This is a genomic window from Pedobacter suwonensis, assembly GCF_900111825.1.
Taxonomy (GTDB): Bacteria; Bacteroidota; Bacteroidia; order Sphingobacteriales; family Sphingobacteriaceae; genus Pedobacter; species Pedobacter suwonensis.
The window spans coordinates 116,449-133,496 of sequence record NZ_FOJM01000015.1 but is presented as its reverse complement, the minus strand read 5'-3'; the positions used below and the strand labels follow the sequence as shown (position 1 = coordinate 133,496).

The window sequence follows — 17,048 nt, the reverse complement described above, 5'->3', positions numbered from 1 at the left end:
TTTAACACTATACACATAGGTGAGTGTTAAAGTTTGTTAAGATCGAAAAAAAAATAATCAGGATAGATGTTGTTTAAAGATTCGTCATAGAAATGCTGAGCTGATCAGTCAAATATTTGTATTCAAAATGTTGGGATAAAATTGCCCTTTTAGGTCGGAAAAGACTTTTTTTTATAACTTTGGTGCCAAATCAACCATTAAAAAAAGGCCATGTACAAAACATTACAACCTGTTCTCCAAAAGGAACTTGAAGAAATCGAAAACGCTGGATTATTTAAACGTGAACGTATCATCATCACCCCTCAGGGTGCCGACATTAGAGTAATCGGTGGTACTGAAGTGGTTAACTTTTGTGCTAATAATTATTTAGGCCTTTCTTCTCATCCCAAAGTGATAGAAGCAGCTAAGAAAGCAATCGACGATCATGGCTATGGAATGTCTTCAGTTCGTTTTATCTGTGGTACACAAGATGTGCACAAAGAACTTGAAGCAAAGATCTCTAAATTTTTAGGCACTGAGGATACTATTTTGTATGCTGCTGCTTTTGATGCAAACGGAGGAGTTTTTGAGCCATTGTTTAATGCTGAAGACGCTATTATTTCTGATGAGTTAAATCATGCGTCAATTATAGATGGGGTAAGGTTGTGTAAAGCACAACGTTTCCGTTATAAAAATGCCGATATGGAGGATTTGGAAAAACAGTTAATCGCGGCCAAAGATTGCAGGCACAGGATTATTGTAACTGATGGCGCTTTCTCTATGGACGGTTCTGTAGCACCACTGGATAAGATTGCAGATTTGGCTGATAAATACGAGGCATTGATTATGATCGATGAATCGCACTGTACTGGTTTTATTGGTAAGAACGGTCGCGGAACTCATGAGCATTTTAATGTAATGGACCGTATCGATATCATTACCGGTACATTGGGTAAGGCTTTAGGCGGTGCATCGGGTGGTTTTACTTCAGGCAAGAAAGAAATTATTGATATGTTACGCCAGCGTTCACGTCCGTATTTGTTCTCTAATACTCTAGCGCCGGCAATTGCGGGAGCATCTATAGCGGTATTGGATATGCTGAGCGAAACCACATCGTTAAGGGATAAATTAGAAAAAAACACCAAATATTTTCGTGAAAAAATGACAGAAGCAGGTTTTGATATTAAACCTGGTTTCCATCCCATTGTTCCGGTAATGTTGTATGATGCTAAAATTGCACAGCAGTTTGCTGCTAAAATGTTAGCAGAAGGAATTTATGTAATCGGGTTCTTTTATCCGGTTGTGCCTCAGGGGAAAGCCAGAATCCGTGTGCAATTATCTGCCGGCCACGAGCAACACCACTTAGATAAAGCCATTGCCGCATTTACTAAAGTGGGAAAAGAATTAGGGGTAATTTAAAATCCATGAATTTATATAAACAACAAAAGCCGCTTACAGCGGCTTTTGTTGTTTATGGGTTCATTTTCTTTTATAATGGCATTGTAAACAGATTATTTGAACCGGACAAGCTTAAAATTATTGGATAATTTGCTGTATATTTGATGCCATGTTACAGGACAAAATAGCACAGTATACCGAGAAAATTAATGCTTTCGTAACTGAAAAGGCAGACGAGTTAGAGCAGTTCCGCATTAAATATTTAGGAAGCAAAGGCATCATTAAGGAGATTTTCGACGAATTCAAATCTGTTTCTGTTGAAGAAAAAAGATCGTTGGGCAAGGTTTTAAATGAATTTAAACAACTAGCCGAATCAAAATACATTACACTAAAAGAAGCAACCGAAAGTACTGATGCTAAAAGTGACGGTACGCAATTGGATTTAACTTTGCCTGGCGAAGGTTTCGAGATCGGTTCGCGCCATCCTCTGGCTCTGGTGCGTAGAGAAATTGTTGAGATTTTTGCCAAACTGGGTTTCACTGTAGCAGAAGGGCCCGAAATTGAAGATGATTGGCATAATTTCTCGGCCCTGAACTTTCCTGAAGAGCATCCTGCAAGAGATATGCAAGATACTTTCTTTATTAAAAAGGGAGGTGAGAAAGGAGATATAGCCTTACGTACACATACTTCGTCGGTGCAAGTGCGCATGATGGAACAAGGCCAGCCGCCATTCAGGGCAATTATGCCAGGCCGTGTTTACCGAAACGAAGCCATTTCTGCCCGTGCACACTGCTTTTTTCACCAGATAGAAGGTTTATATGTGGATGAAAATGTTTCATTTGCAGATTTAAAGCAGACTTTGTTTTATTTCGTGCAGGAATTATATGGAGAAGGTACAAAGGTGCGTTTCCGTCCATCATATTTTCCTTTTACCGAACCGTCTGCAGAGATGGATATTTCTTGTACCATTTGTAAAGGCTCCGGTTGCCAGCTTTGTAAATACAGTGGTTGGGTAGAAATTTTAGGCTGTGGCATGGTAGATCCGAATGTGTTGGAAAACTGTGGTATTGACTCAAAAAAATATAGTGGTTTTGCATTTGGAATGGGGATTGAACGTATTGCCAATCTAAAGTATGAAATTAAAGATTTGCGTTTATTTTCTGAAAATGATGCACGTTTCTTAAAGCAATTTAAATCTGCTTTAATTTAATGACGAAATATCTATATAGCATATTGTTTGTACTCCTTATGGTTACGGGTTGTGGTAAAAACCAGGGTTTTATTCCTGAGGTACCTGTAAACTATAACGTAACGATAACGGAATTTAGCTTAAAGGCAGTAAACAATGTCTTGGTTGTTTCAAACAATGGAGTGGGTGGATTGCTGATTGTAAAAACGCCGCTAGGTGGATATGTTGCCTTTGATCGATGCAGCACGGTAAACCCGGAAAAGATTTGCAAAGTAATACCTGACGATAGCGGTGTAACGGCTACCGATCCTTGTTCGGGCGCCAAATTTTCGCTGCTTGATGGGAGTCCACAAAAAGCGCCTGCCGAAAGAAGCCTGAAAGCTTATAATATTTCTTTGCAGGGCAATACATTATTACACGTAAGCAATTAAGATGGAAGCTGAAAAAATAAAAGAAACAGTAAAAAAAGCTGCCAAAGAATTATTTCGAAAATACGGTTACCATAAAACCAGTGTAAATGAAATTGCAAAAAAGGCCCGTATAGCCAAAGCAACCATTTACAAATATTTTGAGAGTAAAGAACAGGTTTTGGATAGTATTCTGATGGATTATCTGGACCAGAACCTTTATGAGATATTAAATAATAAAGTCAGTTACGCTTCAGAAGAAGAACACCTGAAAGCATTGGTAATGAAAACGAGCCGTTTGTCATTTACTGCCTGTAATGAGTTTATCGGCTGGGATTTTGTTCGTGAAAATGCAAATTCACAAGAGTTTTTGAAACATCTATCAGACCAGTTAGAGGCTTTATTGTTGGCTGCTTACCTGCAACTGGATAACTTTAAAAACAATCCGGCAAGAAGAGAAGGACTGGCATTTTTACTTAAAGCAAGTAAAAGTATTGTATTTTCATTTGCCTTTACCTCAGTTAGCGATTCTGATGTACGTAAGAATTTTGTGAGTTTCCAGAAAGAAATATTGCCATTTTTAGTAAAAGCAGCACTGTAAACTATTTTAGTTATACAAGCGATCGTCATGCTGAATTTATTTTACAAGGAAGAAATATTATTTTCAATTGCCTTGTAACTACTTCGTGGTCAGCATTTTTCCTGCAATAGGCCCTGAAATAAATCCGAGCTATCGGATCAGGGTAACGACTTCGGTTAGTTACATTTTTAGTGTATTGTTTATTAAGGTAAGGTAAACTATTAATTTTAAACTGATGTTAAAAATAAGGTAACTTATTGATTATAATAATCTTTCATTCTAAATTTTTGCACCGTTCTTTTTATTTTTCCATCAACATTTTTTTGAGTAATTACCGTCACAATATCGGCAATGCTGGAGTCTTCAATAACTGATGAGTCTTCGTAAAGTACGTTCTTAGCGTTAAATTTATAATTTATGGTTTTATCAAAGCAACAACCATCTTTTTGATGGGTAGCAATTTTTTTTGTTTTTTTGTCAAAATCAAACATGCCAAGATTTTCGCTGGCCAGTTTGGTCAGTTCCTCGCTTTTTAAAAATTTATTTTCTTTTGATGATAAATAAACGTCGTATGATGGGCTGCCATAAGCGCCATTACTACCGTTTCTGATGGCAAGATCTTCAAGACCGTCAAAATTAAAATCGCCGAAAATTAAAGGCGTTTGGTATTTGCCAAGTTCCAGCCATCCAAGTTTGGCATTTTGAGTGCCTGTTAAGCCGAAGTCCAGGTCTTCAGAGTGAAAAATATCTGTTTCCCTGTCTGTAACTTTGTCATAAATAATAATTGTGGCTTTTCCGCTACAGGCATTTCCTTCACATTTCTCGACAAAAATTTTGGCCTTGTATTGGTCAGAACTGTTGTTTGCCAGAAACTTAAATTGAGCTTGTGAACTACTGAAAAGAAGCAAAATGCCACAAAAGATGAACAGACTTTTCATTAACTATTTTTGGGTAAAATTACGCCAATATCCTCTACCAAAAAGTTAAAAAAGGTTAACGTTTTCTTTTCCTCGTTTTGATATAGCTTTGTACAGCAGCTTTAGTGGTAAGCCAATCTCTACCTTCTTTATAAGCATCTATTTTTCCCTGCCTGGCCAGTAGGCTCACATACTCCTGGCCATAAGGAACATCAGGTTCTGAAACGATATTGGAGATGGGTTCATAATCACCATAATGGTTTCCTGGCAATGCATTTATATAGATATTTAATGAGCGTTCTAGGGCTTGCAACATCAATAAACAAAGTTTATGGTAATTGCCCTTGTTTGCCTGGTTAAGCGCTTCGTAGTATTTCTTTCTATCATTTTTGAGGATGATAGCAGGGGGGAAGCCTCTTCGCATAAGTAATAAATTCATGGCAAGCCTAACGGTACGCCCATTCCCATCAAAAAAAGGATGTATCCAAACAAGTTTATGATGAAAAATACTAGCTAATAAGATATCATTTGAGCCCAATGGGTTATCGTTGATGAAAGTGATCAATTGATCTAATAAATCAGAAACCTTATTGGCATTGGGTGGTGTAAAATTTGCACCTACAATGCGCACACCGCCATTTCTTAAACGACCTGCGTAATCATCCTCAATACTTCTGAGTACCAGGCCATGAAGCGATAAAATGTCAATGCTTCTGAGGGTATAATCTTTATTAACCAAAGTGTACAGGTAATCGATAGCTTTTTCGTGGTTATAAGCTTCGAAATGTTCCCGTAACGATTTGCCTTTAACCGTTATACCCTCCTGTAAAACCATCTGGGTTTCTTTCAGGCTTAAAGTATTTCCCTCTATGCTATTGGAGTTATACGTCCACTCGAGGGTAAGATCTTCTCTGATACGGTTTAGGGCGCTATTAGGCAAAGGCCTTGAAGTTTCTAACCTGGCCTTTTTTTCGTATAACCTTTCTATTTGCGGTAATAGCTCTTCTAAATCGCTTAAATCAAAATCCCACATGCCCAAAGGTAATAATATCGGATGATAGTAAAAATTAAATTATCCGATATTAAAAATTTTGCTTCAAAAAAATGATAACAATGTGTTATCATTTCAAAATGCTTTCAGGCTGTCTTATTCCCACTTAAATACTTTTACCGCGACGGCGTAAATACCAATTCCCCAAAGCAATAGGATCATAATCTGAAACTTAACATCCCATAATCCTAAACCTTCGAAAGCTACTTTGCGCATGGCATCATTTAAATAGGTAAGCGGTAAAGCCCTGCTGATTGGCTGTAGCCAACCCGGGAAAGCCTCGATAGAAAAGAATGTACCCGATAGTAAAAACTGTGGCAAGGTAATGATATTTGATATTGGAGGAACCATGCTTTCGCTTTTGGCGATGCCTGAAATAATAAAACCAAAGCCCATAAAAACGATGACCCCAAGGGTGGCCAGTATAAGCATGTCGACGACCGTAAGCGCTCCGTGGACGAGTGTGAAGCGAAAAAAGAAATGGCCAATTAAAATGATAAATAAAGCACCGATTAAGGCAAAGCCTATACGCGCAATCCCTTCGCCGATAACGATGCTCGATCGCCTCACAGGAGTAGCAAAAAAGCGTTTGATTACTAAGGTTTGGCGCAGACTTAAAAATACGAATGCCGTTCCGAAAACGCCCGTGCTTAATAGCGAAAAGCCCAATTGGCCGGGAAGGATAAAGTCAATGGTTTTATATTCACGGCCCGTAATGGTGCTTTCTTTAATTTCTGCAACGGTGGGCTTTAATGTCTTATCGTAAAAGATGTTGTTTAAAACTGATTTTAAAATTCCACCTTTATCTCTCGATGCCGAAGTATAAACCACATTAACCGAATAGGCGGCAGAATTTACTTTTCTGTGTACATCAATCATAGCATCAACATTGCCCTTTTCCAGTAACTTATCGAACTCGGTTTTTGATTTATCTTTTACCAAACGGATCATGCCTGTTTTTTCCAACATACCCATTACCGGGTTGTTTACATCCGAACCTGGCATTACCCCAACATCGATACGGGTTCCGCCGCCACCTAAGAATCCAAAAACAAGTATGAATATCAGGGGAAAAGCCAGGGTAAAAACCACCGCAGAGGGGCTCCGCATAATAGAACGGAAACTTGCTTTGGCAAGGGCAAGAGTTGCTGTAAGATTATTGTACCCCCCAGCCCCTGAAGGAGAGTTTGATTTTTTTTTGTGTATATCTGTTTGCATATTGGTTTCGCTGGATTTTATTTAAAAAATGTATGAAGTCAAGTTTCTCCTTTTGGGGAATAGTGGGCTATTCACGCCATTCCTGACCTGTAAGATGAATAAATACATCTTCCAGATTAGCCTTTTTAACCTCTTTTTTACGTTCAAAACCACTATTTACTAAATTATCTATTAAGGTATCGGGCGTGTCCAGCGCAATAATCTGTCCGCGTTCCACAAAGGCAACGCGGTCGCAAAGCTGTTCAGCCTCATCCATGTAGTGTGTGGTAATAACCACCGTTGTACCTGCATTCCGGATTTCTGTAATCAGGTCCCAAAGATTTCTGCGTGCCTGTGGATCTAAACCTGTTGTGGGCTCATCCAGAAAAATTATTTTTGGTTGGTTGATGAGGGTTGTAGCTATTGAGAAGCGTTGTTTTTGCCCACCTGAAAGTGCTTTGTATTTGGCTTTTGCCTTATCCTGAAGATTTACTTTTTCCAACATCTCCATGGGTTTAATATTGGCACCGTATAAACCGGCAAAAAGTTCAACAAGTTCGATCAGATTTAGATTTGGATAATAACCGGCTGCCTGTAGCTGTACACCAATAATCTGTTTGATATCCTGTGGATGTTTGTCAACAGAAAAACCATCAACAATAATTTCACCAGATGTTTTGTCTCTCAATGTTTCGATAATTTCGAGGGTTGTGGTTTTTCCTGCTCCATTAGGCCCAAGCAGACCGAAAATTTCATGCTCGTAAACCTCGAAACTAAGCCCTTGAACGGCTACAAAATCATCATATTTTTTTACCAGGTCTTTAACGCTGATAATGGCTTTTTTTGTTTCCATATTGCGAATGTAAGGAGCTTTAAATGAATAGGGAATGAATTTTTGAATACATTGATGAAAATGTCGGTAAAATGATGTTTAAGGTAGGTAAACCATCACTTATTATTTTTTAGGGTTGCAATTATAATGTTTTAATTTATCGAATCTGTTTTGTAGTTGTTTTTTTGCCTGATTAAAAGCTTCATCAAAACAATATTATTTTTTTGAAAAAATGAATGTATCACTGGTTTGGATTTTATTGCTCGGCATAGCATATGATTTTCTATAAATGCAGTCATATTGCAACCTTTGTTTCTCGGGATTTTGGTAACCCGGTATCTTTTTTTCAAAGTAAGTGCCTAGAAAATTCTAATTTAAATAAAAAAAACACTGCCAATAGAAATGAGCAGTGTTTTAATACTTTATATAAAAAATAATTTTTTACCAGGCTAATTCACCTTTCATTACCTCAACAAAATCATCAAATAAGTAACGTGAATCGTGTGGACCTGGAGAAGATTCTGGGTGATATTGAACCGAGAATGCTTTTTTGCCTTTAACACGGATGCCCTCAATTGATTTATCGTTTAAGTTAACATGTGTAATTTCTACCTTGTCAGAGTTTCTAACTTCATCAGGTATTACACCAAAACCATGGTTCTGTGAGGTAACCTCGCAGTGGTTTTTGATGATGTTTTTAACCGGATGGTTTAAGCCACGGTGACCATTAAACATTTTCATGGTGCCGATACCGTTAGCTTCGGCCAATAGTTGGTGACCTAAACAGATTCCGAATAATGGCTTGTCAACTGCTAAAATTTCTTTGATCGTTTCCACTGCATAAGGCATTACCGAAGGATCGCCGGGGCCGTTTGAAATAAAGTAACCATCAGGGCTAAATTTTTCCATTTCGGCAAAAGTGGTTTTAGCCGGAAAAACCTGAACATAGATGTCGCGGTTTTCAAAGCTGCGCAAAATGTTTTTCTTGATGCCTAAATCAAGTGCTGCTACTTTCAAGCTCGCCTCAGGATTGCCATAAAAGTATGGTTCGCTGGTGCTTACTTTAGAAGAAAGCTCTAAACCTTCCATTGAAGGTACTTCAGCTAATTTTTGTTTTAATTCTTCCAAATCAGTGATTTCTGAAGAAATAATCGCATTCATGGCACCTTTGTCTCTGATATGGCGCACCAATGCACGTGTATCGATATCTGCAATAGCAACCAGGTTATCGTTCTGAAAATAATCCTGAATAGATTCGGTAGCTTCTTTACGGCTGTAAATGATATTGTAATTTTTACAAACCAAACCAGCAATTTTGATTGATCCCGATTCGATTTCATCTTTGTGGATACCATAATTACCAATATGTGCATTTGTGGTAACCATTATCTGTCCAAAGTAACTTGGATCGGTGAAAATTTCCTGGTAACCTGTCATCCCGGTATTAAAACAAATTTCGCCGGTAGTAGTTCCAATTTTCCCGGCCGCTTTGCCGTAAAAAACCGTGCCATCGGCCAGTAATAAAATCGCAGGTAACTTGGTGTAGTTAGTCATGGTAATTACAATATGGATTTTGATTTAAAAAAGAGTTGAAAAAAGAATGGCTTTCGGCATTAAAACCGTAGTTGCAGAGTACAAAAAAAGATGAAGATATCCCGTCCATTTCGGGGTACAAAGATAGAATTTTAGATTGGAAATCTAAAGAGAAAAATGAAATAAGGCAGAAGCTTAAAGCAAAAAGATTAAAGCCACATCAGTATGAAAAATGATTTTAGTCTGAGATTGCTTTGGTCTTTTACCTTTCGTCTTTCAGCTTAATTAAAGAAAAAACAATACTTTTGGCAACACAAAACAAATCCCATGTCGGTACATAAAGAAATCAAACGCGTTACCACGCATATTTTACAGGAAATGAAAGAGCGTGGTGAAAAAATATCAATGCTTACGGCTTACGATTATTCGATGGCAACCATTTTGGATGATGCAGGATTGGACGTTTTATTGGTTGGCGATTCTGCGTCAAATGTAATGGCTGGTCATGAAACAACTTTGCCCATCACGTTAGATCAGATGATTTACCACGCTGCATCGGTAATCAGAGCCGTTAAACGAGCGTTTGTTGTGGTTGATTTACCTTTTGGCTCTTATCAGGGAAATTCAAAGGAAGCTTTGAATTCAGCGATCAGGATTATGAAAGAATCAGGTGCTCATGGTGTTAAACTGGAAGGCGGAGAAGAAATTATCGAATCTGTTCAACGAATTATTACGGCAGGAATTCCTGTCATGGGGCACCTGGGTTTAACCCCCCAGTCTATTTATAAATTTGGAACCTATACCGTTCGTGCAAAGGAAGAAGAGGAGGCTAATAAGTTGAAAACCGATGTTTTGGCTTTGCAGGCTGCGGGTTGTTTTGCCATTGTATTGGAAAAAATCCCTGCTGCACTAGGTAAAGAAGTTACAGAAAGTCTACATATTCCAACTATTGGCATTGGTGCCGGACCAGACTGCGACGGACAGGTTTTGGTGGTAAATGATATGATTGGTTTAACCAAAGGATTTAAACCACGCTTTTTACGCCAATATATTAATCTTTACGATGAAATTTTAGGTGCAGCGCAGTCTTACATCCGCGATGTAAAAGGAAATGATTTCCCGAACGAAAAAGAACAGTATTAAGTTGGAGTTTGGCGTTTTGAGTTTGGCGTTTTTTAAGGCGCAGATAACCGTCCAACCATCAATAATTAGCAGCTAAATGATTAACCAATAAACTTTCGCATTAGCCGATTTGCTTTATCAAATAAACTAATGACGGATGTACCAATGAACTAACCGATGCCAATTACCGATAACGACATCCTTTTTGAAGACAATCATTTAATCGCTATTAATAAAAGAGCAGGTGATATTGTGCAGGTTGATGAAACTGGCGACGAGCCATTGGACGAGCAGGTAAAAAAGTATATCGCTAAAAAATACAATAAACCAAATGGTGCTTTTTTAGGGGTAGTACACCGTTTAGACCGACCAGTGAGCGGCGTAATTTTATTTGCTAAAACGAGTAAGGCTTTAGAACGTATGAATGCCGTATTCAAAAACAGGGAGGTAAAGAAAACGTATTGGGCTGTAGTGAAGAATAAGCCGGAGAAAGAATCGGCTACATTGGTACACTGGCTGGTTAAAAATCCACAAAAAAACGTGGTTTCTTATTATAACACAGAGGTTACGGGCAGTCAACGTGCCGAGCTTTCATATAAAGTAAAAGCTAAAGTAGGCGATTATTATCTTTTGGAAGTTGATCCTTTAACAGGCCGCTCACACCAGATTAGGGTTCAGCTATCCTCAATGGGTTGTCCGATTATGGGTGATAACAAATATGGTTATCCACGAGGAAGCAGAAAGGGAAGTATTTGCCTGCATGCCCGTAGATTACAGTTTATACACCCCGTAAAAAAGGAACCGGTAAACATATTTGCCAAACTACCGATTGACGGATTTTGGGAAAGATTTGAGGATTTATAGTTCAATGCCAGGATAAGTAATTCATTACTTCCTGGGATAATTATTTAATAATTTCTTTGGAGTTACCCTCGTTTCGAGCGAATTGCGGCGAAGTAGAGAAATCTATGGTACCAGACAACAGATTTCTCCGCTGCAGTCGAAATGACAACCTTTGAATGAAGATGACGAAGTATTATTTACAATCAATTTTTTCGAAAGTCATCGATCCATCAAACTTTAGTTTGCTCAGATCTTTAAACTTGCTTTCTCCATTTACTTCCTGTACATCACCAAATCCCTCTGTTAGCTGATTACCCTTTTTCAAAAAGGCTACGTCTCTTACCGATGTTTTGCCTTCAGATTGAAAGGTGTAATTCGCAATGATGGTATCACCTTTGATAATACCGGCTACCGTACCCGCATTTTTATCTTTTTCGTATAAATTATAGCCTAGCGTACCTGTCAATTTATTATCTACTGTTTTTAACGATAGGGTAGCGGTATCACGGTTTTTAATGTATTGGTAACACTGAACCGGATCAGTTGTCACGGCTGCATTGGCTACTATAGTGGAATCTATTTTGGCCTGTGTTTTTTTGGCTGTTCCGCCCTGGCATGATGCCATCAATAAAGTGGCGGCTCCTAGTATGGGGATAATGTTTTTCATTACAATACGTTTTGCTTATTAAAAATGACTTAACACTAAGCAAAGCCCCTGCCAAAATTTTATACCGTTTGCAGGGTACCGCTGGTTTTAAAGTCAGGCAATACAAACGTATTTTATTTGGTTAAATAATTTGATCAATAAAGTCTTATATTGAAAAGGATAGGGAAATGTTGGTGCCTTTTTGTTCTTCGGATTTGATATCAACATCTATTTTATGGAACCGGGCAATACTTTGTACAATGGCCAGGCCCAGGCCAAATCCATTTTCTTCTGAATTTCCTCTTTTAAAACGATCAAAAGCATTTTCTACCAGTTCTTTGCTCATACCTGTTCCGGTATCGCTGATGGTGAGGATATATCTGTCACTTTCAGTTTTATCAGTTATGGTAATCGTTCCATTATCAACGTTGTATTTAATGGCATTGTTGATGATGTTGATTAAAAGCGTATGTATCAGTGCCTTGTTTCCTGTAAAATGAAAATCTTTTGAAAGGCGGGCACTGTAACTAATGTTTTTGTCCGCTATCCGATCTTCCAGATCCTCATGTATATCATCAATTTCTTGGTTAAGGCTGATTTCTTCCGTTTTTAGGTACTGATTGTTTTCAACTTTTGAAATGAGTAGCAGACTGTTGATAATCAGCTTTAAGCGGTTCAGGGTTTTTAATGAGGCGTATATTTTATTTTCATGCTCAACGGGAATATCCGGTGTATTAAGCATATTTTCAAATCGTGTACTTAAAATCGAAATAGGGGTGAGCAACTCATGCGAAACATTGGCGATAAACTGCTTTTCTAAGGCAAAAAGTGTATTTATTTTTCGCATTAAAGAGTTTATGCTGTTGTCAAGGATTTTAAAATCACTGGTGCTGGTTGGGATGTTCTGGTAATTATAATGGCTGGGATCATCAACAAGGTTAATCTTTTTATCAATAATCCGATAAAACGGTTTGAGTAAAAAGTTAGAAAAAGTGTAATCGGCTATCAATGTAATCAGCAATGCAGCCACAAGTACGATCAGCATATAAAAACGGATCGAATTTTTGATAGACTGAAGTGCTGTCATGGTTTCACCAATCTCTAGGTTATACCAGTTTTTGTGATAAGAGAATTTATAATTTAAAATGCGGTATACTTCAATATCACCTTCAATCTCTCTTTTTTCCGTAAATACCTTTGCTGTCGAATCCTTTTGATTGTCGGGAAGAACCGTTAATACAATAAATTCTTCCTTCAAAATATTATAATCAGTAAATGATTGTTCTTTATTTAAAAGGCTGTCGATTTCATTGTCATTAAGGTGTTTGATGATTTTGTTCTTTTTTTTAATCAAACGGTTATCAAGCTGGTTGTAAGCCAGTCTATCTAATGAAAATAAAATGATAGCACCTAATACCAGAATGATGGCAACCTTCGTTACGGCATTATATAAAGAAAACTTAACCTGTAGCTTCATTTAGATGGATGATGGTTTATGTAAGATGGATGAGGTGTCATTTTGGTTGGGTGAACTGGCTAATTGGTTAATTGACGCCCTGCGCCATACGCCCAACCCTAAAGCTCACTAGCAATTGATTCTATAACCAATACTTCTTACCGTTTCAAACCAATCTATTGGCGTAACCCCGGCGAGTTTTTTTCGTAAGTTTTTAACATGTACATCCACGAAGTTTGAGTCAGAGTTGACCTCTAAAATATCGCCCCAAACATGTTCCGTTAAACTCATTCTCGATACTACACGATTTTTGTTCAACACCAGATAGTTAAATATTTCGAACTCTTTTTTGGTGAGGTTTAATCTTTCGTCGCCATAAGAAACTGTTCTGTTCTGAATATTGAGCAAAAAGTTGTGGATGTTTACCTCGTTTTTTTCTAATTTATGTTTTCTACGCGTAATGGCATGTATACGTGCTAAAAGTTCATTTAAGGAAAACGGCTTTGGCAGATAATCGTCTGCACCCTCATCAAGGCCTTTAATCCGGTCATCAACGGCACTGCGCGCTGTTAAAATAATTACAGCATCGTCGCGGTCTTTAGTCGCTTTCAGCTGTTTTAAAATATCAAAACCATCACCATCAGGCAAGCCCAGGTCTAATAAAATGAAATCATAATTATTTACAAAAATCTTTTCTTCAGCAGAAGATTTTTTCCAGGCATGCTCTACAATAAATCCTTCTTTGCTCAGGAATTCATCCATTTCAAGCGCGAGGCTTTTTTCATCTTCAACGATTAATACATTCATTTCAGCTAACTTTGTTTAATTTTTTACCGCCATGCACTTTGCGCTCAGCGCTATGCGTTTACCCTGCAACTAAGTTAATGTTTTTTAAGATGGTCTCGCAAGCATCTTTAATTTCTTCTTTAGTAATAATTAGTGGGGGGGCTATCCGCATAGAATTGCTGCAATGTAAAAACCAGTCTGACAATACGCCGTCTAAAATACAGGCATCGATAATTTTTTTATTAAGTTCGAAATTCTCAAACTCAACAGCGAGCATCAAGCCTTTGCCCCTGATTTCTTTAATAGCCGGATGTTTTAAAAGCTGTTTAAATAACTGGCCTTTTTCTTCTACTTCCTCTACAATATGATCATCAACCAGGGTGCGTAAAGTCGCTAAGCCGGCAGCACAGCAAACCGGATGACCTCCAAAGGTGGTCATGTGGCCCAGGATTGGCGTATGCGATAATACCGACATAATCTCTAATGAGCTGATAAAAGCGCCTATTGGCATTCCGCCGCCAATTCCTTTTGCCAGTAACAATACATCTGGTACAATCTGGTAATGTTCAAAGGCAAACATTTTGCCACTGCGGCCAAAACCTGACTGTATCTCGTCGAAAATCAATAAAGTTCCTGTTTCGTTACATTTTGCTCTTAAAGCCTGCATATAACTTAAATGTGCAACACGTATTCCGGCTTCACCTTGTATAGGCTCAATAAAAACAGCAGCAATGTCTGAAGTGATTTTTTCAAGGTCAGCAAGATTATTATGTTCAATAAAATTTACGTGCGGTAGGAAAGGACCGTATCCAGCAGAATAAAAATCACTTTCCATTAAACTTTCCGCGCCTTGGGTACTGCCATGATAAGCATTTTTACAGGCAATAAAACCTTTGCGGCCGGTATAACGTTTAGCCAGTTTCATGGCACCTTCTACAGCTTCTGTTCCAGAGTTTAAAAAATAGGTGCAGCTTAAACTTTCCGGTAATATTTCGGCAAGTGCCTTTGCAAAATTAACCTGGGGTGTTTGAATATATTCACCATAAACCATGAGGTGCATATAGGTTGCTGCCTGATCTTGAATGGCTTTCACTACAGCAGGGTGGCAATGGCCAATATTGCTTACGCCGATGCCGGCAATAAGATCAATGTGTTTTTTATCCTGTGCATCGTAAATGTAGATGCCTTTTGCCCTTACAAATTCGAGCATCAGGGGCTCTGGAGAGGTTTGTGCATTGTGTTGTAAAAACAACTGACGTTGGGTAAGCATGGTACAAAAGTACGGAAATGAAGGGTGCTTTAAAACAAAAAGACCTACATTGCTGTAAGTCTTTTTCGTTAAGGCTTTTGCCCGCCCCTGTATCTGTTAAGCAACTCACGTTTAAAACCTTCCTGCGCCCTGTAGAACTTACCTACCACTTTTATAGGCAAAGAAGACTTGAATTTGTTGTAATATTTTTTATTTAGATTCAGTTCTCTTTGTCTGAAATCAAACTCACTGGTAATTAGGTTCTGCACCTGCGCATCCGTTAAGTTATCAATTTCATCCACTTTTCTGAAAGAGATCATTTTCTGCATGCGTTCTTTGTGCAAAGAATTGAGCTCTGCCTGCATATCATTATAAATTGGCCAAAAAACCTTAGCCTCTTCTGGTGATAAATCCAGCTTTTGAGTAAAAAAAGCTATTTTAAGCGATTCTATTTCTTCTCCCCTTGGTCTTTGTGCCAGTAAGGTAGTGGGCAACAAAAACATTAAAGCAACAAAAAGTAAATTCTTCATTTCTGTATTAATTGTTTAATTCCTGGGCTAAATCCGATGATGAGAAATTGCTCAGAATGTAGTTTTCCATTTCTGTATCTGACGCAGAATTTGTTTTTATATTAGATGAGGTTGTGTTTTGCGTTTCTAAATGATCAATGATCGTACTTTCGTCTATATCATATAATAACTGTTCGTTTGCCATTGCTTCTGCTGCCGGTAATTGCAAACTGGCAGATGTCGAGTTATTCTGATAAAAATAAATACCAAAAGAGGCCATTAACAGGAAACAGGCTGCACTTACATATTTAACCATGTTTCTTCTCCATAAAGGAATAACTTTGGCTTCCTTTTTAGGTTCTAACGTAGCAACTCTGTCAGTAATTCTGCTTTGCAGTGTGTTGAAATAATTGTCAGGTACGGTGAAAGCCTTTCCTGCAACAGGTATTTCGGACAGGGTAATTTGGGTTTGTATGCGTTCCGCTAAATCTTCAAAATACAGCTGCGGAACTTCAAAATCGTTGTTACTTGTTTTCTGCTTTAATCCATCTAAAAATATGGCAGAAAAAACGCCATCTTCACAATTTTCGAAATATCCATCAGGAACGGAGAAAGGATTACGCTTCTCCAGAGCAGCAAGTGCAGGAGCTTCATTCATCCAATCGTTATTTTCTATATTTTCGGTCATCACAGATATATGATACAATTATCATGAAAAGGTTTAATAGTCTATTTCATCATTTGTAATAAAAGCTTCAATTTTTTTTGCAGCAATGTGAAATGAAGCTTTTAATGCCCCTACAGAGGTTCCTAATACTTCCGAAATCTCTTCATATTTCATATCATCAAAATATTTCATATTGAAGATAATGCGCTGTTTTTCCGGTAAGGTGAGGATTGCTTTTTGAAGTTTGAGCTGGAGTTTGTCGCCGTTAAAATAAGATGTTGCTACCAAATTATCGGCAAGTTCGGACGATACCTCATCCAAAGGTGTATTGTTTCGCTGCTTTTGTTTGTTAAGGAAAGTGATGGATTCGTTAGTGGCAATGCGGTAAATCCAGGTATAAAGCTGGGAATCATTTCTAAATTTATCAAGATTCTTCCAGACTTTAACAAATACCTCCTGCAAAAGATCATCACAGTCATCATGGTTTAAAACCAGCCTGCGGATGTGCCAATATATTTTTTGCTGATATTTTTTTAGTAACAGGTTAAAAGCTTCATTACGCGTTTGCTCAACGGCAAACATGGCAAGAATTTCTGAATCTTCAACTTGTTTCATTACCTATAGATTTGAGATATGAGAATTGAGATATGAGATTTGATAGTGTCTCAAACCTCATATCTAATTTCT

At 37.9% G+C, this 17,048-nt stretch carries 18 protein-coding genes; 6 read left to right on the top strand and 12 right to left on the bottom strand.

Annotated features, from left to right (window positions below; translation table 11 throughout):
• Positions 1–210 precede the first annotated feature (210 nt).
• The 4 genes from kbl to BM107_RS18775 all read left to right on the top strand — a co-directional run bounded on the left by kbl (position 211) and on the right by BM107_RS18775 (position 3,574).
• On the top strand, positions 211–1,398 hold the full coding sequence (gene kbl / locus BM107_RS18790; protein WP_090986145.1) for a glycine C-acetyltransferase: 1,188 nt from the start codon (positions 211–213) through the stop codon (positions 1,396–1,398).
• 148 nt (positions 1,399–1,546) lie between these two features.
• Positions 1,547–2,587, top strand: coding sequence for a phenylalanine--tRNA ligase subunit alpha (gene pheS / locus BM107_RS18785; RefSeq protein WP_090986143.1), 1,041 nt, complete (start codon positions 1,547–1,549; stop codon positions 2,585–2,587).
• Entirely contained in the window at positions 2,587–2,997 is a 411-nt protein-coding gene (locus BM107_RS18780) for a Rieske (2Fe-2S) protein (protein WP_090986141.1), read from the top strand. The genes pheS and BM107_RS18780 overlap by 1 nt, the downstream gene beginning before the upstream one ends.
• 1 nt (position 2,998) lies before the next feature.
• On the top strand, positions 2,999–3,574 hold the full coding sequence (locus BM107_RS18775) for a TetR/AcrR family transcriptional regulator (protein WP_090501759.1): 576 nt from the start codon (positions 2,999–3,001) through the stop codon (positions 3,572–3,574).
• Between the two features lie 233 nt (positions 3,575–3,807).
• Here the strand turns inward: BM107_RS18775 and BM107_RS18770 are convergent, their stop codons facing one another.
• From BM107_RS18770 to carA, 5 genes are all read right to left on the bottom strand, one after another.
• Positions 3,808–4,491: an XAC2610-related protein gene (locus BM107_RS18770; protein ID WP_090986139.1), complete on the bottom strand. Its 684-nt coding sequence runs from the start codon at positions 4,489–4,491 to the stop codon at positions 3,808–3,810.
• Positions 4,492–4,546: 55 nt separating this feature from the next.
• Entirely contained in the window at positions 4,547–5,503 is a 957-nt protein-coding gene (locus BM107_RS18765) for a Fic family protein (protein WP_090986137.1), read from the bottom strand.
• Positions 5,504–5,617: 114 nt separating this feature from the next.
• Positions 5,618–6,739, bottom strand: coding sequence for an ABC transporter permease (locus tag BM107_RS18760; protein ID WP_166672365.1), 1,122 nt, complete (start codon positions 6,737–6,739; stop codon positions 5,618–5,620).
• A 67-nt stretch (positions 6,740–6,806) separates the two neighbouring features.
• Positions 6,807–7,571 (bottom strand): ABC transporter ATP-binding protein, encoded by a 765-nt coding sequence (locus BM107_RS18755; RefSeq protein ID WP_090986135.1) that lies wholly within the window; start codon positions 7,569–7,571, stop codon positions 6,807–6,809.
• 420 nt (positions 7,572–7,991) lie between these two features.
• Positions 7,992–9,104, bottom strand: a complete 1,113-nt coding sequence (gene carA, locus BM107_RS18750; RefSeq protein WP_090986133.1) for a glutamine-hydrolyzing carbamoyl-phosphate synthase small subunit — start codon at positions 9,102–9,104, stop codon at positions 7,992–7,994.
• A 306-nt stretch (positions 9,105–9,410) separates the two neighbouring features.
• Here carA and panB point away from each other — a divergent pair, with 306 nt between their 5' ends.
• Together panB and BM107_RS18740 are read left to right on the top strand one after the other, a co-directional pair.
• Entirely contained in the window at positions 9,411–10,226 is an 816-nt protein-coding gene (gene panB / locus BM107_RS18745) for a 3-methyl-2-oxobutanoate hydroxymethyltransferase (protein WP_090986131.1), read from the top strand.
• A 156-nt stretch (positions 10,227–10,382) separates the two neighbouring features.
• Complete coding sequence (locus tag BM107_RS18740; RefSeq protein ID WP_090986129.1) at positions 10,383–11,069, top strand: RluA family pseudouridine synthase; 687 nt, start codon at positions 10,383–10,385, stop codon at positions 11,067–11,069.
• Positions 11,070–11,241: 172 nt separating this feature from the next.
• Here BM107_RS18740 and BM107_RS18735 read toward each other — a convergent pair whose 3' ends face one another.
• From BM107_RS18735 to BM107_RS18705, 7 genes are all read right to left on the bottom strand, one after another.
• Positions 11,242–11,715 (bottom strand): hypothetical protein, encoded by a 474-nt coding sequence (locus tag BM107_RS18735; RefSeq protein ID WP_090986127.1) that lies wholly within the window; start codon positions 11,713–11,715, stop codon positions 11,242–11,244.
• Between the two features lie 145 nt (positions 11,716–11,860).
• Positions 11,861–13,171, bottom strand: a complete 1,311-nt coding sequence (locus tag BM107_RS18730) for a sensor histidine kinase (RefSeq protein ID WP_090986125.1) — start codon at positions 13,169–13,171, stop codon at positions 11,861–11,863.
• A gap of 108 nt (positions 13,172–13,279) precedes the next feature.
• Complete coding sequence (locus BM107_RS18725; RefSeq protein ID WP_090986123.1) at positions 13,280–13,957, bottom strand: response regulator transcription factor; 678 nt, start codon at positions 13,955–13,957, stop codon at positions 13,280–13,282.
• A gap of 58 nt (positions 13,958–14,015) precedes the next feature.
• Positions 14,016–15,206, bottom strand: coding sequence for an aspartate aminotransferase family protein (locus BM107_RS18720; RefSeq protein ID WP_166672366.1), 1,191 nt, complete (start codon positions 15,204–15,206; stop codon positions 14,016–14,018).
• Positions 15,207–15,274: 68 nt separating this feature from the next.
• The gene (locus tag BM107_RS18715; protein ID WP_090986121.1) at positions 15,275–15,715 is read right to left on the bottom strand and encodes a hypothetical protein; all 441 of its coding nucleotides are present in this window, start codon (positions 15,713–15,715) and stop codon (positions 15,275–15,277) included.
• 7 nt (positions 15,716–15,722) lie between these two features.
• Positions 15,723–16,382 carry a hypothetical protein gene (locus BM107_RS18710; RefSeq protein WP_090986119.1) on the bottom strand — a complete coding sequence of 220 codons (660 nt, stop codon included), beginning with the start codon at positions 16,380–16,382 and terminating at the stop codon, positions 15,723–15,725.
• Between the two features lie 33 nt (positions 16,383–16,415).
• Entirely contained in the window at positions 16,416–16,976 is a 561-nt protein-coding gene (locus BM107_RS18705) for an RNA polymerase sigma factor (protein WP_090986117.1), read from the bottom strand.
• Positions 16,977–17,048 lie beyond the last annotated feature (72 nt).

Excerpts from the sequence above, each read along its gene's own strand:
- kbl (WP_090986145.1), top strand. The coding sequence starts at position 211 with ATGTACAAAACATTACAACCTGTTCTCCAAAAGGAACTTGAAGAAATC.
- pheS (WP_090986143.1), top strand. The coding sequence starts at position 1,547 with ATGTTACAGGACAAAATAGCACAGTATACCGAGAAAATTAATGCTTTC.
- BM107_RS18780 (WP_090986141.1), top strand. The coding sequence starts at position 2,587 with ATGACGAAATATCTATATAGCATATTGTTTGTACTCCTTATGGTTACG.
- BM107_RS18775 (WP_090501759.1), top strand. The coding sequence starts at position 2,999 with ATGGAAGCTGAAAAAATAAAAGAAACAGTAAAAAAAGCTGCCAAAGAA.
- BM107_RS18770 (WP_090986139.1), bottom strand. The coding sequence starts at position 4,491 with ATGAAAAGTCTGTTCATCTTTTGTGGCATTTTGCTTCTTTTCAGTAGT.
- BM107_RS18765 (WP_090986137.1), bottom strand. The coding sequence starts at position 5,503 with ATGTGGGATTTTGATTTAAGCGATTTAGAAGAGCTATTACCGCAAATA.
- BM107_RS18760 (WP_166672365.1), bottom strand. The coding sequence starts at position 6,739 with ATGCAAACAGATATACACAAAAAAAAATCAAACTCTCCTTCAGGGGCT.
- BM107_RS18755 (WP_090986135.1), bottom strand. The coding sequence starts at position 7,571 with ATGGAAACAAAAAAAGCCATTATCAGCGTTAAAGACCTGGTAAAAAAA.
- carA (WP_090986133.1), bottom strand. The coding sequence starts at position 9,104 with ATGACTAACTACACCAAGTTACCTGCGATTTTATTACTGGCCGATGGC.
- panB (WP_090986131.1), top strand. The coding sequence starts at position 9,411 with ATGTCGGTACATAAAGAAATCAAACGCGTTACCACGCATATTTTACAG.
- BM107_RS18740 (WP_090986129.1), top strand. The coding sequence starts at position 10,383 with ATGCCAATTACCGATAACGACATCCTTTTTGAAGACAATCATTTAATC.
- BM107_RS18735 (WP_090986127.1), bottom strand. The coding sequence starts at position 11,715 with ATGAAAAACATTATCCCCATACTAGGAGCCGCCACTTTATTGATGGCA.
- BM107_RS18730 (WP_090986125.1), bottom strand. The coding sequence starts at position 13,171 with ATGAAGCTACAGGTTAAGTTTTCTTTATATAATGCCGTAACGAAGGTT.
- BM107_RS18725 (WP_090986123.1), bottom strand. The coding sequence starts at position 13,957 with ATGAATGTATTAATCGTTGAAGATGAAAAAAGCCTCGCGCTTGAAATG.
- BM107_RS18720 (WP_166672366.1), bottom strand. The coding sequence starts at position 15,206 with ATGCTTACCCAACGTCAGTTGTTTTTACAACACAATGCACAAACCTCT.
- BM107_RS18715 (WP_090986121.1), bottom strand. The coding sequence starts at position 15,715 with ATGAAGAATTTACTTTTTGTTGCTTTAATGTTTTTGTTGCCCACTACC.
- BM107_RS18710 (WP_090986119.1), bottom strand. The coding sequence starts at position 16,382 with ATGACCGAAAATATAGAAAATAACGATTGGATGAATGAAGCTCCTGCA.
- BM107_RS18705 (WP_090986117.1), bottom strand. The coding sequence starts at position 16,976 with ATGAAACAAGTTGAAGATTCAGAAATTCTTGCCATGTTTGCCGTTGAG.